Here is a 25,330-nt window from a genome sequence, read left to right on the forward strand (position 1 = left end):
GGACTCCCGTGGGGTCAGTCGGCGAGGGTTGCGGCGGGCGTGGGACCAGGTGCGCCGGGCGTTGGAGGGGCGGCATCACCGGTTTTGTGTCCGAGGTCACTGCTCGGCAGACGGGAGATGCCCAGAGCCGCGAGTTCTTTGAGCATCTCGCCGGCTGCGAGCTCGCGGATCTGCACGCGGTACTTCACGTGCGTGACGTATGTGCCCTCGCCATCGCCTGGCACCTTGTGCATGAAGCCGTAATCGACCAAGTGCTTAAGCGCCCGCTCGACGATCTTTCGGCTGGATCCGAACGGCTCGTTGTCGCCCTTGGTCCTGCCCGTGGCGCTGCGCCGCAGGTACGCACGCCACAGGGCTTCCAGCCCCGGTTGGCCGGTCGGCGGGTCCTGATCCTCACCGGCCGCGTTGATGCGCTGCTCGATCGCCAGAGCGTGTTCGCGCACGTAGTCGTCGACGGCGCTGACGGTGACACGGCCCACGAACTCGTCGTCGTCCAGGTCCTGTGGCCGGGGGAACGCGAGAGTAGCGATGGCGAGTTGGGCGAGCAGATACAACGGCCGGTCCCCGGTATTGGGCACCAGCTCGGTGACTGACAAGGACAGTGAGCTCTCCGCGGTGGTGCCCAGGATGAGTCCTGAGCGGTGGTCGACACCCAGGACCGTGAGATCGAAGCCCTTCGCCGCCATGTGCACCATGCGGGCATAGTCAGGGTCTCGGTGGTACCGCTGGACGAGTCTCGCGTACTCGCTCGATCGTGCCGGCGCTCTGCCGCGGCCCAGGGCCATAGCGATCATGCGGGTGGCGTCCGCCACGTCATCGTTCGTCATACCTGGTCCTTCATGGGTGCAGGGGCGCCGGGACGGCGGGGCGAGGGAATAGGACGGGCTGCGGGCGGACTTCCCATGGCGTTGGCGGGGTCGGCCCGCACGCTCAGCACGAGGAAGTCAGATCCTCCGAACCGCTGGTCATCCAGCTCCACGCCGTCGTCGATCGCCACAACCGACTCCCTCCCTTCGGCCAGCCGGGAGACGGGGATGTTGCGGAAGAGCTCCTGGACACGTAGCGCGACCAGCTGATCGGTCCCCCACCGCTGGCTCGCGCCTGGCGGGTTGAGCCGTGCTTGCTGCAGGAGCGAGGACAGGCGTACTCCCGCCGCCGGCACGCCGGCGAGCATGTCTGCCACGTCCTGCTCCTGTTCTGCGGTGAACAGAGGTTCGTCGGCTGATTCGTCCCATTCATGATCGGTTTGAACCACAACCGGCTCCAAAGGCTGAATCTCGGTGACCCGGCACAGTGCGGCGAAGAAGTCGGGGAGGTAGAGCACGTGCGGGCGCTTGGAGCCGAAGGCCGCGCGGGTGAAGGCCGCCAGCGGTCCGATCGCAGTGTCTATCGGCAGCTCGAGGACCGGCCGCAGCAGCTGGTCCTCGAGGTGGACCCGTGTGTGCAGCGCGGGTACGACGAACACCTGCCGGTCCTGCTGTCGGCGGAACTCCGGGCCGAGCTCCATCAGCAAGGTGGTGAGCCCCGCGTGGCGGTCGAGGCAGTCAGCGAGCACGGCGTCCAGATCGATCAGCTGCTGGCGCTTCTGCTCGTCCTCGGTGATTGCGAGCAGCTCGCCCACCCGCTGCTGCATGGCAGTCTCGGCATCGGAGCGCGCCTTGACATGATCGAGGGCGAGTTCGACCTCCTCGTCGACCTGGTCCGCCCAGCTGATGGCGCGTACGCTGCGCTGCATGGCGGCCCTCCAGGCGGTGAGCTGCTTCGCGTAGCGCAGGCTCTGTCGGCGGGCGTGCAGTGCCGCCTGCAACGCGTCCTCGATGCGGGCCCGCTTCAGCATCGCAGTCAGTCGGGCCTCGGCCGCGATCTGCGCCGATGCGACGTCGATGTCGATCGCGTGGAGGAGGACATTGATCGCGGCCTCGGTCACCACCAGTGCGGCACGCCCAACCTCGTCGGGCACTTCCCTGAGGATCTGGAACGGGAAGTCCCTTACGGAGAAGCCTTCTTCGTCAAGGGTGCCGATGGGCTGCCGGAACGCACGGTCACGCTCCTCGACGTTGATCAGTCGCTCGGTGATCCACGTACCAACGGCCTCACGTTCTCTCTCCGTCCCTTCGGGCACCTGAAGAGCCGCGTATCGTGCGACTTCCTTGGCCACGGCATCCTGGCGAACCATCGTGCCCATGTCGCTGCTCAGGGCTACGAAGTCGACGGCCGCCAGAGCCAGTTCTGCGAGCCGGTAGCCTTGCCAGCCCCTCTCAGTCTTTGCCTTGCTGGAGTCGAGGCCGACGATCGGGCGAACCACAGCCAGTGCTTTCATACGTGCGGTCAGGCTCTCGTAGGCCGCGGTCGGTTCCTCGAAGAACACTGGCAGGGCCCCTTCCGTAGATGGCCGACACGAGGGCCAAGCTAGAGGGAGGGTCTGACAATACGTCATATTCGAACTGTCAAACGATTATTCTCGGAAGCTGAATCCTCCCGCCGACCGACACCCGAACCAGTTGTCCCGTCACAGTCAAAAGTGTCCGTGGATCTTGTCCTGAGCTGCAGGCTTGCCACGTCGGTTGAGAACCGTACGTTCGCGCGACCTCAAACGCACTGGCCGTAACGGTCAGCTCGCTGGCAACCTCGCGCCGATTGCGCCCCTCGATGCACCGCAGCAGCCCGCATCACCGCCCCGGCCTGCCATCGCTGCGGCAAGGTCCAGCGCCAGCCAGCACCTCAGGCAGCCACCGTTTGGGGAACTCCTCAAGCGGCTGGGCATCTACTCCCCTCCGGGCCGGACGTCCGTCCCGATGGGGCTCTCCACCCAGCTGCTGGCAACATTTCTGACGGAACTCCTGGGACCAGCCCGGAGACGGGCACGGCCTGGACCCAGTCGGGAGGTAAGTGGGCCCGATACGCCGCGGAACTCCGCGACCGCCCCAATCCCAAGGCTTCGCCGGACAGCGGGCGCTGGCAAAACTCCGAGCGGTGACGGTCCAGCAGTCTTATCGTCTCAGCTATGAATGCAGAGCAGTTGAAGCGTTCATCCCAGCGGTGGATGGATGCCGCCCTTGCGGCCTTCGTCGAGGGCCCGGATAGTTACGACTTCGCCGTTCACCATGCGGGCGTCGCGACAGAGCACCTGCTCAAGGCATACCTTGTTGGGCTGCATCCGGCCCTGATCGTCGACGGCCGACACTTCGACTCGTTGCTGCATGCCACGGGCTTGGGCGCCCACGCGGCTCCGCTGACCAAGGTCAGGACCATCGGACTCGCTGAAGCCCATGAGCGTGTGCTCAGGCTCCTTCCCCGGAAGATCCCGATCGACAGGAAGGCCCTGGAGCCTCTGGCGGACGCCCGAAACGGGGTCGCCCACAGCGCGATCCACGACTCGACACAAGCCGAAGCCGTCTTCACGATCTGCCTGCGCCTGGTCGACCCGGTTCTCGAGGAACTGAAAATCGCACCCACTGGCTACTGGGGTCCCTACCTCGTCCTGCATGACAAGCTGGTTGACGAGCAGGTGCGGCAGGAACGTGTCGCGGCGGAAGCGCTGCTGGTCAAGGCCCGCGCAGTGTTCGAACAGCGCTTCGGGCACATGTCACGCAAGGAGCGTGATGTGGTTCTGGCCGCAATCACCCGTCAGCCGATGCTCACCGCGGTCCGGGAGGAACCGAGAGAGTGCCCGGCCTGCGGTTCTCAGGGATGGGCAGCTGGCGGGGTGGGAATCGTCCGCAGTCTCGGCGACGTCGGCGATGCCCCGCAGGAGCTTTACTTCGAACCCTACGGGTTCCACTGCGCGGCGTGTGACCTCGAAGTGGGCAGCAGCCTTCTCGGGCACTTGGGCGACCTGGACCAGATCATCTTCTTGGATGACGACGCATACGACCACGTCGGGGCTGAAGCGCCCGTGGACGAAACCACCTACCGAGACCGATGACGACTTGGTCGGCACCAGCCCGGAGGCCGTCGTCCGCGATCACGAAGCCAAGCTGACGCTGCCCCAGATGGCCCCTGTCATCTGGGGCAGCACCCCCAGCACCCTGACCGGCCTACTCGGTCAGGTCCAGCCCGAGATCGACCGCCAGCCTCTTCGCGGCGTCCAGGTCATCCGCCGCTGCATTCCCACGCAGGGCAAGGGAGATCGTCACATCCGCCTTGTCCAGCGTCGGGATCATCACACCGACGCCGACGAAGGGGGTGGTGTCCGAAAGCAGATCGGCCAGACGACGCGCTCAGGTCCCCGGTGACCTCATCCACGACAGCCCCGTGCGAGCCGCATCGACGAGGAGGATGGTCGGCCTGGCCTCGGCCTCGATGTCTTGAAGATGCCCTTCGACGACGAGGATGAACCGGCCGGCCCGGTCTATCGGATGCACCACCTCGACGCAATGGACCCGACCGACTTCGAGAAGGCGTGCGCCGCCACACTCGCCCGAGACGGCTTCACCAACTTCCAGCACTCCGGGCGCTCCGGCGGCCTCGGGGCGGACGTCATCGCCTACGACGACCACAACCGCAAGGTGGTCGTGCAGTGCAAGCACTACAGGAGGCCGGTCGGCACCAGGGACATCCAGATGTTCAACGGCACCGCCCGGCCCGAGCACAGCGCCGACGTGCCAGTCATGATCGGGCTCAACGGGTTCACAGCAGGCGTCCGGGAGTTCGCTGCTCGCCACGATCTGGCGCTGGTCGGCCGACGGACCCTAAAACGGTGGGCCCACGGCGCCTCCTCTACATCGCGATGAACGCGGAGCTGGACGAGGGCCGCGCAGTTGCCCGAGCCTGCGGTCTCCACGGCCGCCGGTCGATCAGCGCCCATGAGGCGGGCCCGCAGTGTCAGTCCCCATCCCAGCTACCCCCAGGCGCGGCCGAAGGCCGCCGTAGCGCATTCCCGTTCCACCGGCCGCTCGGTAGGCGTGAGAGACACCCCAAGGATCCGGCAGGCCGAATGACTGCTGCGCGCCAGAAATCCGATGCTCCGCACGCAGGCTCTCGGGGGATCACCGAACTACAGCACTCATTGTTCGACGCTCATGAAATTGTGCCGTCGCGCCGCAAGAAGAAGCCGCCGAATTCGCCAACCCGCCCCTTTGTTCGCTTTCCAAAGGGATCGCCGCAGCTCACAGGCACAGGTGGTCGCGCAGTTCGCTTCGTCCGCGCCATGATCCGCTCCCTGCCGCGCCAGGGCGCCACGGCGTGATGCTTGCGGCAGTCCGATCACACAAGGAGCGAATCCCATGAGCCTGACCGATCCCCAGCGCGGACGCGTCTACCGGCGCTGCGGCTGCCGCGACGCCGCCGGACGCCAGTACGGCGCCCGCTGCCCGATACTGAACACCTATTCCGACCACGGCCGTTGGGCCTACGCCGTCGACCTGCCCAGCACCTCCGGCAAGCGCGAGACCCGCCGCCGCAGCGGCTTCCCCGACGAGAACGCGGCCCTGACCGCCCTGCAGCGATTCCTGGCGGCAGAGCGCACCGGCATCGCACTGGACGAGACCCTGACCGTCGCCGAGTACCTGACCGAGTGGCTGCTCTCCAAGCAGGACGTCCTCAAGGCCACCACCTACGCCGGCTATCACCGCCACGTCCACCACGACCTCATACCCGCCTTCGGTCCCCTGCCCCTGAACGCCCTGCGCGATCGGCACGTCACCACCTGGTCCCGCAAACAGCTGGCCGCCGGCCGCGGACGCCCCACCGTCCACCGCTGCTGCACCATCCTCTCCAGCGCCATGAACGCCGCCGTCGGCGCCGACCTGCTGGCCCGCAATCCCGCCCGCAACGCCGCGCTCAAGCGTCCCGCCGCACCCGAGCGCCGGTGCTGGACACCGCAGCAGGCATCCGCCTTCCTCCGCCACAACACCGAGACCTACAACGACGTCTACGCCGACATCTTCGAGGTCATCCTCGGCACCGGAATGCGCCGCGGCGAGGTCCTCGGTCTGCACTGGCCCGAAGTCCACTTTCGCCAGCGCGTCCTGTTCGTACGCTGGACCCTCGCATCGATCAACAACGCCCGCCTGCACCTGCAAGCGCCCAAGACCCGCGCCAGCCGCAACTGGGTCAGCCTCTCCCCCCGCGTCACGGCCGCACTGCGCCGCCAGGCCACCCGCCATCGCGGCATGCATCCCGACCAGCCCCGCCCGAACGGCATGGTCTTCACCCGCCCGGATGGCAAACCCGTCAACCCCGAACGCCTCCTGCACACCCTGCGCCAACGCTCAGCCGAGATCGGCCTGCCCAAGATCGGCCTTCACGACCTGCGCCACACTGCCGCCACCATCATGATCAGTTCCCAGGTGCCGCTCGCCGTCGTCTCCAAGACCCTGCGGCACTCCACCCTGGCCACCACCGTCAACATCTACGGCCACCTGCTCCCCCAGGCCGCCCGCGAGGCCATCAATGCACTCGCCGACGCGCTCGACCGGGCAGACCTCCCACGCGAGATCAACTGATACTACGTCAGCAGTCGTGATCACGCTGGACTCACCCCGGCCACAAACCGCCAGGTCAAAGAGTCGGACGCGACCACCCTGCGACCACACGACCCTCGGAAACGACTGAGAGCGGGTACTTGGCTTCCCAAGTACCCGCTCTCACAACCGACTTCACAGTCGGGACGACAGGATTTGAACCTGCGACCCCTTGACCCCCAGTCAAGGGGTTCAACTATTGTCGGCAGCCGAGGCCTCGTGGCCTCGGCTTCGTTGTTGCTCAACCATCCTGAGGTGCAAGTGAGTTGGGACTTCTCAACGGAATCGCCGACGCAGCGAGCTGACAGTTGCTCAGTGTTTACTTCGTGCAGAAGTGTCCGTTTCGGACCATGGGCGCCCATAGGCGCTCATCGGGTGTGGTCCCAAAGTGGTCCCCAGGCCGAGCGCCCCGCCACAGCTACTGCGTGTGATCGAAACCTGTCGGCCCTTCAGCAAGCGGCGTCGTACCTGCCCGACCGCCCCTGCGTCGATGCCGTCAGCCGACCCGCGGGTCCCGGTCCTGCGGACGGATCATGGTCGCTTACCCACCGGTTGCGGACAGTGATCTTCCGGGCGGTGTGTCGTCTTGAGCGTGTCGTCGCCCTGTGGTTCTGACGTGCTTCGCGCACCGCCCCGCACGCTCTGCCGCCACGCCCGACGAGGCGGCGAACCTTGGTCTCGGGATCATCCGGTCCGAGAGAATGGGGAAGCTCATGGGACAGCGTGCACGGCGTGGTCGGGTCTACCGGCGGTGTGGTTGTACGGGCGGGCACGGGAAGCAGTTGGGTCCGTGGTGTGTGCGGCTGCTGGAGGAGGCGGGTCACGGGTCGTGGACGTACTGCGTCGACCTCACTCCGGAGGAGGGCAGGCGTCGTACGCGTCGGCGGGGCGGGTTCGCCAGCCGCGCTGAGGCGGCCCGGGAGATGAGGGCGGTGCTCGACGGTGAGCTGCGCGGGGTATACGAGAACCGCCGTACCACCGTCGCGAGCTACCTGCGCGAATGGCTCGCCACGAGAAAGCCGCACCTCGCACCGAACACCTACGCCGGCTACGCCGCGTGCGTCGAGCGCGACCTCGTCCCCGCCTTCGGCCACCTCCGGCTCCTCGACCTGCGCCCGGAACACATCGACGACTGGGTCACCACCCAGCTGGAGGCCCAGCGCGGGCGCGTCACCGTCTACCGGGCCGCGTCCACCCTGCGCAACGCACTCAACGCCGCCGTCCGCTCGTGGCGCCTGCGCTACAACCCGGCCAAGCACTCCGTGCCGCCCAAGCCCCGCGCCGCCGAGCGCACCTGCTGGACCCCCGAGCAGGCAGCCACCTTCCTGCAGCACAGTGCGGAGCAGTACGCGGACCAGCTGACCGACCTGTTCGAGGTCATGCTCGGCACCGGCATGCGCCGCGGCGAGGTCCTCGCCCTGCACTGGTCCGACGTCCACCTCATGGACCGCAAGCTGTTCGTCCGCTGGACCCTCGCCGCGATCGACAACGGGAAGATCCACCTCCGCGAGCCCAAGACCGAGGCCGGCCGCGCCTGGATCAGCCTCTCCCACAGGGTCATGACCGCCCTCCACCACCAGGCCGCCATCCAGATGGCCGGCGACCCGGAGGGCCGGCTCGAAGGCCTGGTCTTCGGCCGCCCGGGCGGAACCCCGCTACGGCCCCAGTGGGTCCTCGACCAGCTCCGCAAGCGCACCGCCGAGCTCGACCTGCCCAGGATCGGCCTGCACGACCTTCGCCACACCGCGGCCAGCATCATGATCGCCGAGAACATCCCCGTCGCCGTCATCTCCAAGACCCTGCGGCACTCCACCATCGCCACCACGATCAACCTCTACGGCCACCTCCTCAAGGACTCCGCCGACCAGGCCGTGCTCGCCCTGGCCCAGGCCCTCGACCGGGCCGCCGCCGGACGGAGTCCGGTCCCCGGGCCTGGTGAGGTCCTCCGGCGGGCGGCGTAGCCGCGCGTCGGAGGGCTTCCGTACTGCGGCTTGGGCGGGGTGAGGCGTCTCTGGCTGTGCGGCCGGTCAGGGACGCCCGAGCGTGGCGTCGGCAGCTGGGGCCTCGTGCTCCTCGGAGTCCGGGCGGAGCATGTCGAGGAGGTCGTGAGCTGCCCAGTCCGGGAGGGTTGCGGGGGCGGCGCGCGGCCTGAGCTGACCCTTTCTGCAGGGTGCGCAGTCGCGAGCGCCGGTCGTAGGCGCGGGCGGGCTCGCTTCTACGCCTGCCCCTCACCCGCTGACGAAGCGCACCCGGTCGGCAACCTCTGGCCGCAGTCTGTCCGGCGCCGCTAGTCGACGTCGGCGGCGCACCGAAGCATCCGGACAGGGCCGCGCCGAGCGGGGCGGCGGCGACGGAGGCCAGGCTCATCGGCAGGGTGCGCACGCCGACTGCCTCGGGGCGGGCGGTGAGCAGGCTGCGGGCCGCGACCTCGGACAGCATCCCGACGAACCGAGGACCATGCCCAGCTTGAGGCCTTGCCGTCCTGAGAAGTCCTACTGCGTCCACCAGCACCCAAATCGGCTGTTCCCAAAACAGCGTCAAGGCCCAGCATCGGATTCGGCCACACGGAGTAACAGCCCTCTGCCGGCCCGGCTCGATGCTTCGACCCCACGATTCGGGTGGATGCTTCGCCATCTGGCTCTTGGTGCCTGCCTGCGTGGGCACCTTCGCTCATCATGACGCTTCTGTCGGTGAAGGTTCATCGTCCGATTCGATCAGGGCCAGAAGGCTCTGCGTCGCCCAGTCGGGAAGGGCCAGTGCGGTGGTCCGGGGCAAACGGGCCTTTTGCTGGAGGAGCCGTTTGTGGAAGATGGCACGTGTCAGCCAAGCGAAGGTGTCATCGTCTAACAGGTCGGGGTGGCCGCCGGCGGCGTCAGCGAATTGTTCCGGGTCTGTGAAGACCTCGAGGACCGAGGCGGGGAGGGTGTCGGCATCCGCGGCACGGGCGATAGCGCTGCGGGTCACGGTTTCGAACCAGCCTGAGCCCCACCACTCGCCAACGGACTCGGTGTGGGAACCATGCATGGAGAGCAGGCGCATGGTGGCCTCCGCGCCGAGATCCTCGTCGACCTGTTGCCAAAGGTCGATCTCACGGTGGATGGATGCAAGGATCGGCCCCCAGCCTTCTTCGAAGGTGTCCCGCAGGGCCTGGCCGTCCGCGAGTCGGCGGGCGGGGGCTGTGAGGGCGAGACGCACAGCGTGCCAGTCGATGGCCTCGAGGTGGACGTGGGGCAGGACGGCCCGGGTGGCGGCGATGTTGGCCCGGGCCATCGCGATGTCGTCGATCTTGAAGTGCCAGTCCTCGACGTCGCTCTCGCGCCGCCAGCACCATTCGGCGATCCCTCGCGCTGCCGCTGACGGCACCGAGTCGGGGGAGATCACCGGGTAGGCACGCAGCCCGCTTCCGATGCGCCAGTAGAAGTCCTCGCCGAACGCCCTGAGTACCTGCAGGCTGTCGTGCTCGCGGCGGTGCCGACGGATCGCGGGGCTGATGTGCTCTTTCCAGAACAGGGTGCTCAGGGTCCCGCGGAGCGATGTCTCGTCGCCGGGCAGATAGATGCGCGTCACGTCGAGCAGCCCGGCGGCGGCGAAAGCCCGGCGTGCGGCCTCCGCCCTGTCCACCTGGGTGGATTGCGGGCTCAGGTCGATGATGAGCGGCTCGTCGAGCGCGAACAGCGGAGGAAGGTACCCGTCCCAGTCCCAGCCGTCGGTGGGGTCGTCGATGACGAGGCGGCCGGTGGCCGGAGACCAGCTGATGAAGAGGTGGAAGTTGGAGCGGCTCAGCTCGACCGTTGCCGCCGCGTCGGCGCCAGAATCGTCCTCGTCCTCTTCGTCCTCGTACCACTGATCTGCCTGGGTCCAACCAGCCTGCCGCAGGGGGGCCATGAGCCGCTCGAGCAGCTGCGGCCCGAGGGCGTGCGGTGACAGGGGGCTGTCCGGCGTGCTGTCCATGGGAGACCTCGTCAGGCGGGTCGAGGGAAGGTTCAGGGCTGGCCGGCTTGGGCGGATCGGGCCCGGAACAGCAGCTTGCGGACGATCTGGTGCCACTGGCGGGAGTCCTCGCTGTAGGAGCGGTCGTCAGCGTCGGTCAGCTGCCGCGGTACGCGGTGAGCGGTTCGCCGTGGACGGCCTCGGAGGTGAAGCCGTCCGGGCCGACCGGGCGGTCGCCGAGTACGGTCACCCGGTAGAGGGTGCGGCGGTGGTCGGTGCGGTCCAGGTCGGCGGGTTGCAGGTGGGCGACGGCGCGGTTGTCCCAGATGGCGACGTCGCCGGGGGCCCACTGCCAGCGCACGCTGTACTCTGGGCGGCCGATGTGCCCGTGGAAGAGCTCCAGCAGGTGGCGGCTCTCCCAGGGCAGCAGCCCGCGCAGGTGGGTGACGGACGCGGGTGGTGCGAACAGGGCGCGTTCGCCGGTCTCGGGGTGGACGCGCACCACCGGGTGGACGGAGAGCAGGGTGTCCTCGGTGAGCCGGCGCAGGACTTCGACGTCCTCCTTGTCGGACAGCAGCAGGCGGTTCGCGGCGTAGAGGGTGTGTTCGGCGCGCAGTCCGTCGGCGAGCACGCGCAGCGGTTCGGAGAGGCCCTGGTAGGCGGCGACCAGGTTGGTCCACTGGGTGTCGCCGCCGTACGGGGGGACGGTCTCGGCCCGTAGGACCGAGATGGCGGGCGGGTTGACGGCGGCGGCCAGGTCGACGTGCCAGCCGGAGTACGGCTCCAGGGCCTTGGGCCTCAGTCGCTCCTCGAACCGCTGGCCGTGCCGGGTGTCCTCCACGTCCGGATCGACGGTGAGGACCTCGGGGTACCCGTCCGGGTGGACGCCGTGCTTGCGGCCGGGACGCCGGGTCAGCTCGCCGAGGCGCCGCCCGAAGGCGATGTGCTCGGGGTGGCCGAGCCGCTGGCCGCGCAGGAAGACCACCTTGTGGCGCAGCAGGGCGGCGCGGACGGCGTCGATCGTCGGGTCGGGCAGGGCTTCGGCGAGGTCGACCCCGTCGATCATGGCGCCGATGTGGCCCGCGAGCTGTCGGACGTCGATCCCCGCGCCCGTTGCTTCCGTCATGAGGTCCTTTCCCTCCGGTCGGTCGGCCTGGCCGGTCAGGCCCACTGCAGGACGGTCCGCTCGTCGAGCAGGCCGGTCGACCAGAGCGCCACGGTGCGGCGCACGTCCGGTCGTCCGCTGGGCGCGACGGCGTGGACGTTGCCGCCGTCGAACACGTAGACGTCTCCGGGGCGGATCTCCAGGGTGATCCGTTCCACCCCTTCCAGGGCCTCCAGCGGGTAGCCGTAGCTCCCGGGCGGCAGCCCCAGGGCCCTGCGGTCCTCGGGGCCGGGCGCGGCGTTCCAGTAGACGAGCTCGCCGCCCGGGCCGTTCTCCAGGCAGGTGAGGGCGTTGCAGACTGGTCGGACCCGGATGACTTCGAAGCCGGCCAGGTGCGGCTTCATCCAGCCGTACGGGGCGTCGTCGTGCGGCAGCAGGCCGAAGGTCTCGCTGTTGGCACGCGACCGCAGCTTGAAGACGGCGGCCTGTCGGCCCTCGTGTTCCGCCGGCCGCAGCTCGACGCCGAGCCCGGCCAGGTGCGCGCGGCAGTCCTCCAGCAGATCGGGCAGGGTCGGGCCCGGCCCCTCCCAGATCGCGTCGAGGCCGGGGCGGGCGCGTTCGGACGCGTCCAGGTAGGCGTCGAGGCTCCCGGAGGAGACGAGGATCGGGCCGGCGACGCGGTCGGTGCTGCGGACGGCCTGCGGGGGACTGACGGTCAGGGGACTGGCCCAGAAACGGCGGCAGGTGCGCTCGCAGACGTCGGGTGCCAGCGCGCCGCGGAAGATGGTGCCGGCGACGCGGCCGGACAGGACGTCCCACCAGGCGTCCCAGTCCACGCCGTCCCGTTCCAGGAAGCGGAAGTACGCGACCCCGACGCCGGCGTCCCGCCAGCGTCGGGGTCGCGCCCGGGTCGGCCATGGCCGCGATTCTCCCTCGTTCGGGGTCGGGGGGTGTCAGTAGGCGATGCTGAGCACGGTCTGCGGCGATCCGTGCACCTTGTGGGCACGCTCCTGCATGACCATCACTCCGGCCAGGCCCTCCGGGGTGTAGAACCCGCTGAGCTTGGTGTAGGCGTCGAAGCCCACCTGCTCGCCGTCCCGGGTGACGCCCGTGGCCGGTTCCGGCAGCAGGCGGGCGTCCTGCGCGACCCAGAGGTGACCGGCCGCCGTGTCGACCAGGGCCCGGTCGAAGAGGGCACGCAGCGCCGCGCCGGAGAAGCTGCCCGTGTGGTAGACGGCGCGGCTGCCCCAGTTCAGGGTGGGGTGATGGCTGCCGAACTTGAGGTAGTAGCGGCGCTTGCCCTGTCCGAGCGCGCAGTACTCGTCCAGGCCGATCCAGCTGCCGTCGGGCAGGTGGAAGCCGTCGGGGGTGACGATCTCGGTGTGCGGGAAGAGCCCGCGCACCCGGTCCGGGTAGTACTGCCGGGTCTTCTCCCAGAACGGCCAGGCCATGGTCACCTTGGCGTCGTAGAGCGGGGTCGGCGGGTGGTCGAAGAAGAGTTCGCCGCGCTCGCAGGCCTCCATCCACTGGTCGAAGAAGCCGTTGTAGCGCAGGTCGTAGAACTCGTGGGCGCGCACGAGCCCGCAGTCCTTCCAGTGCACCCGGTCGAAGCCGAAGTGCCGGATGCCCCGCTCGCGCAGTCGCTGCACGGTGTACTGGACGCCGTGCGGCCGGGAGGCGTTGCCGGTGAGGTGGTGGACGACGAGGTCGTCGCCGAAGCGGGCCCGGAGCGAGTCGGCGAGGCTGTCGATCGGCGCCCCGAGGTGTCGTGAGGGGCCGCCGAAGTCGTCCGGGAAGGCCTGGTAGAGCGCGTGCACCTGGTCGGCGATCTCCCAGCCGGACGCCGGGCACTGCACCTCGGCGATCTGGCCGGGGGCCGGCTCGTCGGTGCGGAAGTACCGGGGCAGTTCCAGGTGCCGTTCAGTCAGGTTCTTGTGGTAGGTGTGGTCGCGTTCCGGGGGCTGGCGGGCGAGCAGGGTGTCCGCGACGGCCGGGTCGATCTCGCCGCGCACGCTGGCCAGGAAGACGTCCCGGGTGATCCGCAGGTACTCGCGGATCAGGGCGTTGCGATCGATGAAACCCTCGAAGGTCCCGGTGTCCATCGGGTAGGGGCGGGTGGAGATCAGGTTGGTGAAGCCGACACTCGTCCGGGTCCTTCGTTCGATGTCGTCGTCGATGAAGCGGTACCAGCGGTTCGCGTTCTGCTCCGCCATGCGGGCTCCCTAGCGGTGGACGGCTGGGTCACTCGGTCGGTTCGGCGGCCAGGGTGGCGAGGTCGAACCCGTAGAGCCGGGCGCAGTTCTCGGAGGTCACCTGTTGCCGCGCCTGCGGGCCGGCGTCCCGCAGCCCGAGGTCCAGGACCTGCCGGGAGTTCGGCCAACTTCCCTCGTAGTGCGGGTAGTCACTGCCCCAGAGGAAGTTCCCCGAGCCGAGCAGCCGCATGGTGAGCACGCCCACCTCGTCCTCGGTGAAGGTGGCGTGCACCTGGCGGCGGAAGTAGGCGCTGGGCGCCATGGTGAGGTCGGTGCGCAGGGCCGGGCCGAGCTTGTCGTAGATGCGATCGGCGTGCAGCAAATGGTAGGCGATCCAGCCGATGTCGTTCTCGGCCAGGACGACCTGGAGGTCCGGGAAGCGCTGGAGGACCCCGGAGAAGATCAGGTCGGTGAGGGTGTGCTGGAGTTCCTCCGGGTAGCCCATGTTGCGCCGGATGCGGCCGAGCGGGCTGTCGTAGTCGAAGAGCTTCGGGCTGTCCCGGTAGCCGGTGAGGCAGTGCATCGACACCGGCATGCCCAGGGCCTGGGCCTCCCGCCAGAACGGGTCGTTGATCTCCCCGCCGAAGTCCCGCTCGGTGGGGGTGGAGGCCCAGATCGCGGCGCCCCGCAGGCCCAGCTCGCGGCAACGGCGCAGCTCCCGTACGGCCTCCTCGGTGTCCCACAGTGAGATCAGCCCGAGGCCGACCAGTCGCTCCGGGGTGTGGCGCACGTACTCGGCGAGCCAGTCGTTGTAGGCGCGGAAGCAGGCACGCTGGAACTCTCCGTCGGAGAGCCAGAACAGGTGCAGGCCGAGGCTGGGGTAGAGCACCTCGCCGGCCACTCCGTCCAGGGCCATGTCCTTCAGCCGCGCGGCCGGATCGCTGCCGCCCGGCCGGGCCGCCTCGACCACCGTCTCGGCGTCGGTGACGAACCCCTCGGCGGTGGCGTCGGTGGCGTAGAGGCTGTTGACGAGGGCGGGGGGCAGGTCGTCGCAGGTGAAGTACCAGCCGCGCCGCTCGGCGTCCCAGGAGACCCGGGGCGCGCGGTCGCGGTACTTGCGTTCCAGTCCTTCGGTCCACAGGCGCACGGGTTCGACGACGTGCGAGTCGGCCGAGAGCACGGGAAAGGTCAAGGATTCACTCCTCACGGGAGGGAGGGGGCCGTCGCGGCGGGTCCGGTCGGTACGGTGCGGTGCGGTGCGGGCGACGGCGAGGCGGTGGCACGCGGAAGCTCGTGGGTCCGCCGCAGGGCCGGAGCGGCAGGAGCGTGGAATCCATTGTTGTCCGGTGCATGCTCCGGTCAAGGGGTTGCACCGCAGAGAGTGAGGATCCGGACACCTTGCGCTGATCCGTATGGTGGTGAAGAGGACTGACGATGTGTCACCATCCCCAGCATGGCAGACCCCATCCCAGTGGTACCGGGGCGACACGGCGTGGACCTGCTGCTGCTGAGCGCCTCGAACTACCCGGCACTGCCCATCTATCCCTACGCGTTCGTCCAGGTTTCGGCGATCGCCGAACGGCACGGCCTGACCACCGCCCGGTTCGACCTGCTGCGCACCCCCAAGCCCGAGTGGCGCTCGGTGCTGGCCGCGGTGCTGGAGCGTACCGACCCCCGCCTCATCGGCATCCACCTGCGGCAACTGGACTCGATCTTCATCTGGAACTACGCCGACGCCGACCTCCCCGGCGCCCCACCGGTACGCCGCAACAGCTACTGGCCGATGCACGAGACCGAGGAACTCATCGGCATCCTGCGGGACCTGACCGACACCCCGGTCATGCTCGGCGGCTTCGGCTTCACCACCAGGCCGCACGCCCTGCTGGAGCGGCTGCGGCCGGACTACGGGGTGGTCGGCGAACCGGACGAGATCATGGGCCGCCTGGACGACATCCTGGCCGGGCACGACCTGCGCGGCATCGCCAACCTGGCCCACCGCCACGGCGACCGCTACACCGTCAACGAGCGGGTCTTCCTGCCCCCCACGGACCACCCCGAGTACACCGAGGAGATCCTGCGCGACCTCCTGGACTTCTACGGCCCCGAACGCGTCCTCGGCCCCGAGCCCGAGGTCCACGTGCCGGTGGAGGTGCAGCGCGGCTGCCCGTACCGCTGCTACTTCTGCACCGAGCCGATGGTCAAGGGCCGGCGGCACCGGGTGCGGGACCTGGACGCCGTGCTCACCGACATCCGCTTCCTGGCCGATCGCGGTGTCACCCGGATCTGGATGGTCTGCTCCGAGGTCAACATCGGCCGCAACGACCTGCTGTTCGAGCTGGCGGCGCGCATGCGCCGGCTCAACCGCGACCGGCCCCGGCCGGTGCAGTGGACCTGCTACCTGCTGCCCAACCCGGCGCTCGAACGCGCCGAGATCCGGATGCTGCTGGAATCGCACTTCGAACCCAGCTGGAACCAGTTCGGCTCGTACGACGACGCGAACCTCAAACGTACCCGCGTGCCGTACCGGGCCCGCCACGCCGTGCAGGCACAGGTCGACTGGCTGGAGGAGGAGGAGGCGTTCCGCCTGGCACGCGGCCTGCCGGTGCCGCCGCGGAGGCTGGACATGTTCCTCGGGAACTCCTACGCCACCCCCGAGACCGTCTCGACCACGCTGCGCGCGGTCAGCGACCTGCGACTGGCCGAGCGCTTCGAGGACTCCCTGATCACCCGTGCCACCCGGGTCTTCGACCTCGGCGATGGGATCACCGGAGAACCGGGCGACGCGGCCTACTCGGTCGGCCCCCGGGGCCGGCTGGAAACCGTGGACCTGCTGTATCCGACCTTCAGCTACCCGCCCGCCCTGGTCGCGGCGCTCGGCGGCGCCCGGGCGGTGGACGAGTTCTTCGCCCACGTCGAGGCGACCTACCTCTCCCGCGCCCACCGTGCCCGCCTCGACTGGCAGGGGTTCCTCGCCCGGAACGCCGGGGCGGGTGAACTGGCAGCCTGGTGCGGCCGCCTGGGGAGCGGCGGTGAGGGCGACAGCGCGGAGCTGCGCACCGTCCGGGCGGCCCTCGCGTCGGACGGCGGCGTGGCTCTCGTCGGGCGGTTGCTGGATCCGGCGGACGGGTCGGAGTCCGAGGGCCCGCTCGCCCGGACCCTGGTGGAGCTGGCGGTGGGGACCGAACTGCCCGCTGTCCGTTCGGCGTTCGCGGGGATCGGCCTGCCCCGGTACTGGGACGACCGGACCGGGCGCACCGCCTACGAGGTGTGCGCGGAGCTGGCCGCCCGGTTCGGCTCCGTCGAGGAGGTCCTCGCGGCGGTGCGTACGGCGGTGGAACCCGGCGACCCGTCGGTGCCGCTGCTGGCCGTGCGGTACTGCCTGTACGACAACAACGTCGTGCTGCGCCCGGACTACTCCCGGGTGCTGTTCGCCTCCTGAACGGGTGCGGGGCGGCCCTGCCGCCCCGCACCCGGACTCAGCTCCCGGGAACCGACAGGTACCGGCCCGGACCGCCCTCGCGCACGGTGTCCAGCGTGACGCAGTGGAACGACCCGCCGAAGCTGTAGACGTGCCGGAAGTCCACCTCGACGCAGCGGAACCCCCAGGCCGTCAACGCCTCAATGAGTGGCCGCTCCTGGCGTTCCACCACCACGGTCTCCGGATCCAGGGACAGCACGTTCATGCTCACCCACGGGCTGCAGAAGTACATCGGCCAGTCCGCGGGCAGGGCCGGCGGAGGGGCGGGCAGGATCTCCCAGCCGTCGAACAGCTCGGAGTGCACGTACCGCCCGGGGTGGACCAGTAGCTTGCCGGGGGCGAGCGCGGCGATGGTGGCGTCGATGTGCATGGCGTGGGCGTCGTCGGTCTCCACGGTGTGGACGGCGAACTCCGGGCCGAGCGCGCTGCGCATCCAGTCGATGCCGAACTCGTTGGTGACGTGGCTGCGTTGCACGATCAGGTCCCGGCCGAAGCGCAGGAAGTCGGCGGCGTCGAAGACCGGCTCGAACTCGGTCACGGCCCAGCGCCCCGGGTCGTGCGCGCCGCGGTACAGCTCGTCGGTCAGCTGCGGGCGCGGCGCCGGCAGCCACCGGGCACCGCGACGGAAGTACGACTTGATCAGCGGGCGGAAGGCGTCGGCCTCGTGGTACCGGCAGCGCCAGGCCATCGGCGCCTCGACGATCGCGTCGCCCACCACGATCAGCGAGTCCCTGGGCATCGCCGCGTAGAGCCCGCCGTCCGACTCCCACTCCGGAGTGCGGAAGGGGCGGTGGTGCCGGGCGGCGTCCGGCCGCCGCACCCGGATGCCCTCGGCCGTCAACACCTCGGCCAGGTTGTCGAGTTCGGCCTCCGCGGCCTTGAGGTGGCGCTCCGGCAGCGGCGAGCCGCCGTGCTCCCGGAAGACCGGCCAGGCGGACTCCGGCATGGTGTGTTCCAGCGAATCGTGCCAGGTGGGGAACACCGCGCCCAGCAGGCTCCCCACCACCACCTCCCGCAGGGGGTCCCACTCGGTGTACGAGTTGACCGCCGGTCCCGCCGCGCCGCTCCGGTCCCCGAACGGCCGTGATTCGTCGCTCGTCATGTTCCCCGTTCCTCAGCCCGACCGGGGTTCGGCGCCCCCGGTACGTCGTTGCCGCGGCCGGCCCCCCGCCACGGTTCGCCTGTCGGCCGGCTGGCCAGCCCGCCCGCCGTCTCCCCACCGTCGATCACGAAGGACTGCCCGGTCACGAACGCCGCCTCCGGGGACGCCAGGTAGGCCACCAGGGCGGCGATCTCCTCCGGCAGGCCGAGCCTTCCCAGCGGCAACAGGCCTTCCTGGTCGGCGAGCTGCTCATCGGTGTACTCGGCCCGCTGCATCGGGGTGAGGACGTAGCCCGGACAGACGGCGTTCACCCGGATGCGTGGGGCCAGCTCCAGGGCCATCGTCCGGGTCAGCTCGATCAGCCCGGCCTTGCTGACGTTGTACGCGGCGTAGTCGGGCATGCCGACCAGTCCGCTGACCGAGGCGGTGTTGACGATCGTCCCGCCCCCGCCGGCAACCATCCGACGGGCCGTCTCGCGGGCCACCAGGAAGGCCCCGGTGAGGTTCACCCGCAGCGTCCGCTCCCAGTCCTCCAGCGAGGTGTCGAGGAACGGGCTCCGGATGCTGATGCCGGCGTTGTTGCACACCACGTCCACGCCGCCCCAGGCGTCGTCGGCCTCGGCGAGCGCCTCGCACAGCTCGGCCTCGTCCCCGACGTCGGCGGCCAGCAGCAGTTCGACCCGGGGCGAGTCCTTCGCGAAGGATTCCAGCGCCTCGCGGTCGCGGTCCAGGACGGCCACGCGGTGGCCGTCCGCCAGGAACCGGCGGGCGATGGCCGCACCGATCCCCGAGGCGCCGCCGGTGACCAGGACGCGCCGCCGCGGCGGACTGTCCGAACTCACTGACTCTGTAGGCATGTCGGCCATGCGATCCCTTCTACTGGGCGCCGGAGCTCGGGTCGTTGCCGCGGGAGAAGTCGCCGGTGCGCAGCGCGTCGTAGAGACGCCGACCGGTGGACGCGGGGCTGAAGAAGAACCGCGTCGATTCCTGGCGCCGCAGCAGCCCGTGGACCACGAAGTCGCGGGCGGTGGCGCCCCAGTACGCGGGCCCGAGCAACCCGAGCAGGCGCAGATAGTCCGGCAGTCCCAGCGGCTCGCCGAACCAGTGGTTGACCGAGACGGACGGCGTGTGGGCCCGGATGTCGTGCCACCAGCCACGCGGGATGTAGAGCAGGTCGCCCGGCCGCATCCGCGCATGGTGCAGGACGGCGTTCCGAAGCCGGGGGAACCGGGACAGGTCGGGGTCTGCCAGGTCGATCCGGCTGTTCACCAGATTGCCGGGGAACGGATAGACGGCCCTGCTGTCCTGCCAGGACACCAGGATGACGCTCTTCTCGCCCCAGACCTGGCAGAAGAAGTTGTCCTTGAGGTCGGAGTGCAGCATGGAGCGCGTCCCGGCGGAGCCGATCCACACCCGGGTGTCGGTGCCGTGGCCGTCGGGCGGTAGGAGGGAGGCGAAGTCGCAGTCGGCGGGATCGAAGATCTCGTGGGCACGCTGGTAGGCGAGGTAGCAGGGAGCGGCGGGTCCGGCGGTGGTCATCCGGTCGAGGAACTCGCCGAAGGGCAGCTCCCGTTCGTACCGTCGTTGGTCCTGGGGGAAGAGCACGCCGGTGGCGGGGAGGTCCATCAGGGCCGTCACCCGGCGCTCGGGGTTCCGCTTCGTGAGCTCCGCCGGGTTCCAGGCCGTGCCGGCAGGCCAGTCATCCATCAGACCGGAACAGACCAGCGGACCGGAACGGGCGGCGACGCTCCGGCGGAGGGCGCCCACATCAGCCACACGCGCGCGTTCGACGGGCCGGACCGTGAGCCCGGCCGCCCGAAGGATCGGTGCCACCTCACCCGCCATCCCGGACGGGACGCCGGTCGGCTCGTGCCCAGCCGATGACTGTCCCGCGCCGGACCGTTCGATTGGGGTCATGACACCCCAGGGTCTGGGAGATCGAGAGTTGTGCATAGACCCGTTCACGCCGAGATTGCTGTCGGGTGTCCGGCTTTCGGCCACCCTTGACGCCACCCGCCCCACGGAACGGTGTTGGTACGATCATTGCTACAACAGCTCCAGGATCTCGCTCATCTCCTGGGCGGTGGGAATCCACTGCCCCGCTGCCGCATTGGCCCGCACCTGGTCCGGATTCGTGGCCCCTGCTATCACCGAAGTGCAACCCGGGAACGCGGCGAGGCAACCGATCGCGATCTCCAGGAGACTGCGACCGTTCTTCGCGCCCCAGGCGGTCAGCGCCTCCACGGTGTCGAGCCGTGCCTCCGTCACCTGGTACGCGCTCTCCTTGATGCGGGTTCCCTCCGGGAGGGCCCTGCCGCGCCGTACCTTGCCCGTCAACAGTCCGTTCGCCAGCGGGAAATAGGGCAGTACCCCGAGGCCGAAACGGCGTGCGGCCGGGAGGACCTCGTTCTCGACATCCCGGTTGAGCAGTGACCAGTGGTTCTGGGCGGATACGAAGGGCTCGAATCCCTGGGAACGGGCCGTACACGCGGCCTCGGCGATCTGCCAGCCGGCGAAATTGGAGCTCCCGACATAGCGGACCTTCCCTTCCCGGACCAGCTCGGTCAGGGCGGCGAGGGTCTCCTCCACCGGAGTGTGCGGGTCGGGTGTGTGGATCTGATAGAGATCGATGTAGTCCGTACGGAGACGCCTGAGGGACGCTTCGACGGCGCGGCGGATGTACGCACGCCCACCCTTGGCGCCGGCTGCGGGGCCGTACGCCATCGCCAGTTTCTGATGGCCGAACTTTGTTGCCAGGACGACGTTCTCGCGCTGTCCCCGGAGGCATTCGCCGAGCACGGACTCGGAGTCCCCGTAGACGTCGGCCGTGTCGAACAGCGTCACCCCGGCGTCCAGCGCCGCGGTGACCATCGGGCGGGCGCGGTCCAGCCCCACGGACCTTCCCAACTCGTTGCATCCCAGGCCGACTGCGGAGACCCGCGTACACCGAGGCCGCCGCCGCGCGCGCGGTCACCCGGGCGGTCCTGCCCGGGGGCGAGTCCTGCTGGCTGGCCACCGGTCACGCCGAGGTCCGCACCATCCTGTCCGACCGCCGCTTCAGCGCGGACGCACGTTACCCGGCCTTCCCGATGCGGGTCCCGGGCCGCCGGGAGCTCATTGCCACCGACCCCAGCTTCCTGCGACTGGACGACCCGGAGACGCCCGGCTGCGCCGGGCGTGCTCCGGGGACTTCCTGGTCAAGCGGGTGGCGGCGATGCGGCCGGACATCCAGCGGATCGTGGACGAGGCGCTGGACCGTATGACCGAGGGCCGGGCGGAGGCCGACCTGGTCGCAGACTTCGCGCTGCCGGTACCCTCGCTGGTCATCTGCCGGCTTCTCGGCGTGCCGTACGACGACAGGGACCACTTCCAGAACCTGAGCCGGACGCTGCTCAACACTCTGGAGGAACTCACCGCAGCCCAGGAAGAGATCTTGGAGTACATGCGCGGCCTGGCAGCGCGCAAGCTGGAGCAGCCGGAGGACGACATCCTCAGCCGGCTCGCCGCGCGCGACAACCTGACCCTGGACGACGTGGCCAACACCGGGGCCCTGCTGCTGGTTGCCGGGCACGAGTCGACTGCGAACATGATCTCGCTCTCGACTGCCCTGCTGCTGGATCAGCCTGAGCAGGCCGCCAGGCTAGCCGACCCGGCCGCGGTGCCTGGCGCGGTGGAGGAGCTGCTGCGTCTCCTGACGATCGTGCACACCGGGCTTCCCCGAGTGGCGTTGGAGGATGTGGAGCTGGGCGATACGACGATCAGGGCCGGGGAGGCCGTAATGGCGCTGCTCTCCACCGCCAACCGGGACAAGGCGTGTTCGGCGGCGCCGGCTCCCGCTCTGTCGACGAGCTAGACCTGGACCGGGAGGCCCGAAGGCACATGGCCTTCAGCTTCGGCGTGCACCAGTGCCTCGGCCAGCCGCCGGCCCGCGCCGAGCTGCAGATCATCCTGGCCACCCTGTTCAGGCGACTGCCCGGGCTACGACTGGCGATCCCCCGCAGCGAACTGGCGTTCTGTACGGAGTCGTTCATCTACGGCATGCGATCACTGCCCGTCACCTGGTGACTCACCCAGTCCGGATTCGAGCCCTGGCGCGCACAGCACCGCTCACCCGGCGGGCCCCGGCATGAGGGCGAAGGCAGGCTGGAAGGACGAAGGGGCCCCGGCCTGTTCGGTGACGCGGGCGTCGCCCCTTGTGGCCTGTCAGAGCCGCGTGGGCCTGGTGCAGCGACTCCGCCGAACGGTCGACCCCAATGAGGCAGTCCTGCGGTGCTTCTCGGCTGACAGCCCGAAGCGCCGGCCCCGTAACACACCCGAGATCAACAACCTGGTCGAATTCCTGCGGGCCGGCCAGCTCCTCAAGACGCGCATGGAGACCCGCCGCAACGGCGTACAGGTGATCCTCATCGAGCCGGGCGCCGTCGCGACCCCTTTCTGGCAGCGGGCCCAGGACGACCTGCCTGCCCTCCGCGCCGCCGATGCCGGTGCCTACGACCGTGTCGCGAGACTCCTCACCCGCATCCAGCGCTCGGCCGGTGGCCCGCACCATCGCCAGGGCTCTGAGCGTCCGGCGCCCGCGCGCAGGTACACCGTCGGCATTGACGCCCACCTGGGCACCGCCCTGCAACACGCCACGCCCCTGTGGCTCAGCGACCACCTCAAGAGCTGCCTGTTCGCCCTCCACACCCCGGCCGCCGCTGTCCCCACCCCGGTCGGGCAGGCGAGCGATGTCTGACTGTGCATCAGAATCCTAAGGCACCTCACGAACACCGTTGCGGCCCGTAGGCCTCGGCACCCACGTGACCGCACACCGCCGTGATCGTTGCACCAGGCCGGGGACCTGCTGACCCGGTTCCCCGGAAGCCCCTCGACGAGGTACCTGACCGGCGGAACGGGCAGGCTCGGCGTCCGGCGATCTCTCGAGCACGCCGGTCTCCGTGATGCCACCGCGCCGCTGGTCTCATCCGAACCCGTCGAGAAGCCTGCAACTCGGGTTCAAACGCCTCGGCCCCTGAGGAGGCCTCGTTCTCTCGCGGTCGTACCGCTGCCGGTTGCACGATCCGGCGCTTTCTGGCGATGCGTCAGAATGGCTCGATGCCCGGCGGCGTTGCCGGGCAGATCACCGGAGGTACGGCTTCATGACCCGCTACAGCATCGACCCCGAACGGCTCGAGCTGCTCGCCAGCTGGGGAACGGGCGAGGGTGATCTCGCCACCCGTATCGCCGCCGTCCCGGCCGGTACGGACACGGCCGCGCTGATGCGCCTGGCCCGCGCCCTCACGCACCTGTCCGAGGCCGCGTGGCGCACCTACACCCACCCGGCCAGCGCCGCCTCCTCCATGGAGCCCAACTCCGAGGGCTGGCGTCGCGCGGAGGAACGCAAGGCATTCGACGAGGTTCCCGGTGCCATCGCCCGGCCCAACCTCCCCCAGGACGGCATGCTCGACGTCTCCTACAGCCCGCTGGTCGAGTCCGCGCACCGCGCCGGCCGCGCCCTGCACGCCCTCGACTACGCGGACCTCACCGACGCCGTCCTCGCCGAGGTCGCCACCGAGCTCGCCGCCGTGGAGAACGCCGAACTCGGCGACCTCGCCGGCCGCGCCCGTCAGGCCGTCCTCCTCAGCCGCGAAGGTGCTTCCCCTGTCCAGGTCGCCGCCGCCGACCGCCTCCTCGAACAGGATCCCTTCGGCCCCGCGGCACTGTTCACCGACATCGATCCCACCGCTGCGGCCGTCGCCGCAGCTCACTGGCTCGCGGCAGCAGCCGAGGTCACCGCCGAAGCCACCGGGCACTCCCCCACCACCGTGCTCTTCGAAGCCGACAACATCGAAGCCCTCCCCCACGAAACCCCCACCCTCGTCCTCCAGCTCCTCGAAACCGGCGCCTCCCCGTACGACGCGGTCACCGGCCTCGTGCGCCATGCCCTCCACATCGCCGACGGACTCCTCCCCGACCCCGCCGGCCTGCGCCGACAACTCGAAGACCTCGACGACGACCTCGCCCAGCACACCGGCCCGGACACCGACCCCGAGGACACCGGCCTGCGCCTGACCCCGCTCGACCCCAAACGCCCCGCCCCCGACCTGCTCGAAGACCTCCTCGCCGGCATCCACGGCTGCTGGCTCTTCCACGACGAATACGACGAACTCGACGACGAAGACGACTTCGGCGATGACAAGGACTGGGACGACGACGAACAGGCCGGCCAGCAGCAGGACCGCAGCCGCAGCGACTTCGCCCAACTCGTTCGCGAAGCCGCAGCCGCCCACCGCAACCGGCTCATCTGAATCGCCTGCCGCAACCACCCATCGCGGATCAGGGCACCCTGACCTCGGCGGCCCGCCCACTTCAGCCCAGGGCCGCGCACGGCCGGCCAACCCGACAGGCCGTTCACGCTGCGTAGCCGCGTCGGGGGCAGGAAACAGCCCCCTGCCGCCCGCGCGTGCCTCCAGATCAAGGCCCCAGGCAGTCACGTACGGTGACGGCTTCCGCGCGCCGCGGTCCAGCGATCGGTCCAGCCCGCCTCAAGACTCAGCTTCTCCGTGCAGCCGCCGAAGCCACGGTGAAGGTGCGCGAAGCCGGCCAGGTCGAGGGGGTCAGACCATCCCGCAGCCGATCCGGCACCGCGTCCCTTCGCCGCACTACATCCGTCAGGAACTGCCGTGGCCACCTCGCAACACCCCCGCCGGGTACGTCACTACACGGGGTCAACCTACGGTCATCAGACCACCGCAGTGCTTGGTTGCAGTGCCAAACCACCTGAAAGGTCATTCCTGTGCCGGGCTGGTCCTGGGGTTCCGGTGCCGGGCCGACCGCCGTACCTACCCCGGGTGCTGGACCAGGACTTCCCATAGCGGTTCGTGGTCGCCGCGCACCGAGGTTGCAGTTCTGGATGGCACAGCGGCGCCCGAGCGTGTTCAACGAACATGCTCGCACCCTCGTAAGCGCCCACGCATCTGGCTCGGTGGACGGAGTGCGACCCTCCCGGTGCCGACCTCCGGAGCTTCCCTTCAGAAGCCGAGAGCTCGTCATGTACACCCGGCGCGTACCGGATCGACC

Annotated in this window: 22 protein-coding genes; 11 read left to right on the plus strand and 11 right to left on the minus strand. The window is 69.6% G+C overall.

Annotation, left to right across the window (positions count from 1 at the left end; genetic code table 11):
* Positions 1–14: 14 nt before the first annotated feature.
* Together ACFWPT_RS12480 and ACFWPT_RS12485 are read right to left on the minus strand one after the other, a co-directional pair.
* A complete protein-coding gene (locus ACFWPT_RS12480; protein ID WP_380481564.1) occupies positions 15–827 on the minus strand; it encodes a hypothetical protein in 813 nt (270 codons plus the stop codon).
* A complete protein-coding gene (locus tag ACFWPT_RS12485) occupies positions 824–2,368 on the minus strand; it encodes a hypothetical protein (protein ID WP_380481566.1) in 1,545 nt (514 codons plus the stop codon). The genes ACFWPT_RS12480 and ACFWPT_RS12485 overlap by 4 nt, the downstream gene beginning before the upstream one ends.
* A 636-nt stretch (positions 2,369–3,004) precedes the next feature.
* On the opposite strand from ACFWPT_RS12485, the gene ACFWPT_RS12490 reads away from it, so the two are divergent.
* The 6 genes from ACFWPT_RS12490 to ACFWPT_RS12515 all read left to right on the plus strand — a co-directional run bounded on the left by ACFWPT_RS12490 (position 3,005) and on the right by ACFWPT_RS12515 (position 8,425).
* Complete coding sequence (locus tag ACFWPT_RS12490) at positions 3,005–3,925, plus strand: hypothetical protein (protein WP_380481568.1); 921 nt, start codon at positions 3,005–3,007, stop codon at positions 3,923–3,925.
* 4 nt (positions 3,926–3,929) lie between these two features.
* Positions 3,930–4,235: a hypothetical protein gene (locus ACFWPT_RS12495; protein ID WP_380481570.1), complete on the plus strand. Its 306-nt coding sequence runs from the start codon at positions 3,930–3,932 to the stop codon at positions 4,233–4,235.
* 78 nt (positions 4,236–4,313) lie between these two features.
* Positions 4,314–4,733 (plus strand): restriction endonuclease, encoded by a 420-nt coding sequence (locus tag ACFWPT_RS12500; RefSeq protein WP_380481572.1) that lies wholly within the window; start codon positions 4,314–4,316, stop codon positions 4,731–4,733.
* 203 nt (positions 4,734–4,936) lie between these two features.
* Positions 4,937–5,188: a hypothetical protein gene (locus tag ACFWPT_RS12505; RefSeq protein WP_380481574.1), complete on the plus strand. Its 252-nt coding sequence runs from the start codon at positions 4,937–4,939 to the stop codon at positions 5,186–5,188.
* A gap of 37 nt (positions 5,189–5,225) precedes the next feature.
* Positions 5,226–6,446, plus strand: a complete 1,221-nt coding sequence (locus tag ACFWPT_RS12510) for a tyrosine-type recombinase/integrase (RefSeq protein ID WP_380481576.1) — start codon at positions 5,226–5,228, stop codon at positions 6,444–6,446.
* A 941-nt stretch (positions 6,447–7,387) separates the two neighbouring features.
* Positions 7,388–8,425, plus strand: a complete 1,038-nt coding sequence (locus ACFWPT_RS12515) for a tyrosine-type recombinase/integrase (RefSeq protein WP_380481578.1) — start codon at positions 7,388–7,390, stop codon at positions 8,423–8,425.
* 712 nt (positions 8,426–9,137) lie between these two features.
* Here ACFWPT_RS12515 and ACFWPT_RS12520 read toward each other — a convergent pair.
* The 5 genes from ACFWPT_RS12520 to ACFWPT_RS12540 form a co-directional block, all read right to left on the minus strand.
* Positions 9,138–10,415, minus strand: a complete 1,278-nt coding sequence (locus ACFWPT_RS12520; protein ID WP_380371635.1) for a hypothetical protein — start codon at positions 10,413–10,415, stop codon at positions 9,138–9,140.
* A gap of 136 nt (positions 10,416–10,551) precedes the next feature.
* Positions 10,552–11,520 (minus strand): TauD/TfdA dioxygenase family protein, encoded by a 969-nt coding sequence (locus tag ACFWPT_RS12525; RefSeq protein WP_380371637.1) that lies wholly within the window; start codon positions 11,518–11,520, stop codon positions 10,552–10,554.
* Between the two features lie 35 nt (positions 11,521–11,555).
* Positions 11,556–12,335, minus strand: a complete 780-nt coding sequence (locus ACFWPT_RS12530; protein ID WP_380424868.1) for a hypothetical protein — start codon at positions 12,333–12,335, stop codon at positions 11,556–11,558.
* A 117-nt stretch (positions 12,336–12,452) separates the two neighbouring features.
* Complete coding sequence (locus tag ACFWPT_RS12535) at positions 12,453–13,712, minus strand: hypothetical protein (protein WP_380481580.1); 1,260 nt, start codon at positions 13,710–13,712, stop codon at positions 12,453–12,455.
* Positions 13,713–13,740: 28 nt separating this feature from the next.
* A complete protein-coding gene (locus ACFWPT_RS12540; RefSeq protein WP_380371645.1) occupies positions 13,741–14,883 on the minus strand; it encodes an amidohydrolase family protein in 1,143 nt (380 codons plus the stop codon).
* A 261-nt stretch (positions 14,884–15,144) separates the two neighbouring features.
* Between ACFWPT_RS12540 and ACFWPT_RS12545 the strand changes: the two genes are divergently transcribed.
* Positions 15,145–17,130: a B12-binding domain-containing radical SAM protein gene (locus ACFWPT_RS12545; RefSeq protein WP_380371648.1), complete on the plus strand. Its 1,986-nt coding sequence runs from the start codon at positions 15,145–15,147 to the stop codon at positions 17,128–17,130.
* Positions 17,131–17,167: 37 nt separating this feature from the next.
* Here ACFWPT_RS12545 and ACFWPT_RS12550 read toward each other — a convergent pair whose 3' ends face one another.
* The 4 genes from ACFWPT_RS12550 to ACFWPT_RS12565 form a co-directional block, all read right to left on the minus strand.
* Positions 17,168–18,271: an amidinotransferase gene (locus tag ACFWPT_RS12550; RefSeq protein WP_380371650.1), complete on the minus strand. Its 1,104-nt coding sequence runs from the start codon at positions 18,269–18,271 to the stop codon at positions 17,168–17,170.
* Positions 18,268–19,128, minus strand: a complete 861-nt coding sequence (locus tag ACFWPT_RS12555; RefSeq protein WP_380371652.1) for an SDR family NAD(P)-dependent oxidoreductase — start codon at positions 19,126–19,128, stop codon at positions 18,268–18,270. Before ACFWPT_RS12555 ends, ACFWPT_RS12550 begins: the two co-directional genes overlap by 4 nt.
* 19 nt (positions 19,129–19,147) lie before the next feature.
* Entirely contained in the window at positions 19,148–20,047 is a 900-nt protein-coding gene (locus tag ACFWPT_RS12560) for a cupin-like domain-containing protein (protein ID WP_380371654.1), read from the minus strand.
* Between the two features lie 270 nt (positions 20,048–20,317).
* Positions 20,318–21,166: an aldo/keto reductase gene (locus tag ACFWPT_RS12565; RefSeq protein WP_380481582.1), complete on the minus strand. Its 849-nt coding sequence runs from the start codon at positions 21,164–21,166 to the stop codon at positions 20,318–20,320.
* Between the two features lie 319 nt (positions 21,167–21,485).
* On the opposite strand from ACFWPT_RS12565, the gene ACFWPT_RS12570 reads away from it, so the two are divergent.
* The 4 genes from ACFWPT_RS12570 to ACFWPT_RS12585 all read left to right on the plus strand — a co-directional run bounded on the left by ACFWPT_RS12570 (position 21,486) and on the right by ACFWPT_RS12585 (position 24,558).
* Positions 21,486–22,124: a cytochrome P450 gene (locus tag ACFWPT_RS12570; RefSeq protein ID WP_380371659.1), complete on the plus strand. Its 639-nt coding sequence runs from the start codon at positions 21,486–21,488 to the stop codon at positions 22,122–22,124.
* A 26-nt stretch (positions 22,125–22,150) separates the two neighbouring features.
* Entirely contained in the window at positions 22,151–22,336 is a 186-nt protein-coding gene (locus ACFWPT_RS12575; protein ID WP_380371662.1) for a cytochrome P450, read from the plus strand.
* Positions 22,337–22,484: 148 nt separating this feature from the next.
* Entirely contained in the window at positions 22,485–23,006 is a 522-nt protein-coding gene (locus ACFWPT_RS12580) for a hypothetical protein (RefSeq protein ID WP_380371664.1), read from the plus strand.
* A 403-nt stretch (positions 23,007–23,409) separates the two neighbouring features.
* Positions 23,410–24,558: a hypothetical protein gene (locus ACFWPT_RS12585; RefSeq protein WP_380371667.1), complete on the plus strand. Its 1,149-nt coding sequence runs from the start codon at positions 23,410–23,412 to the stop codon at positions 24,556–24,558.
* The last annotated feature ends 772 nt before the right edge of the window (positions 24,559–25,330 follow it).

Source organism: Kitasatospora sp. NPDC058478 (genome assembly GCF_042720345.1).
Taxonomy (GTDB): Bacteria; Actinomycetota; Actinomycetes; order Streptomycetales; family Streptomycetaceae; genus Kitasatospora.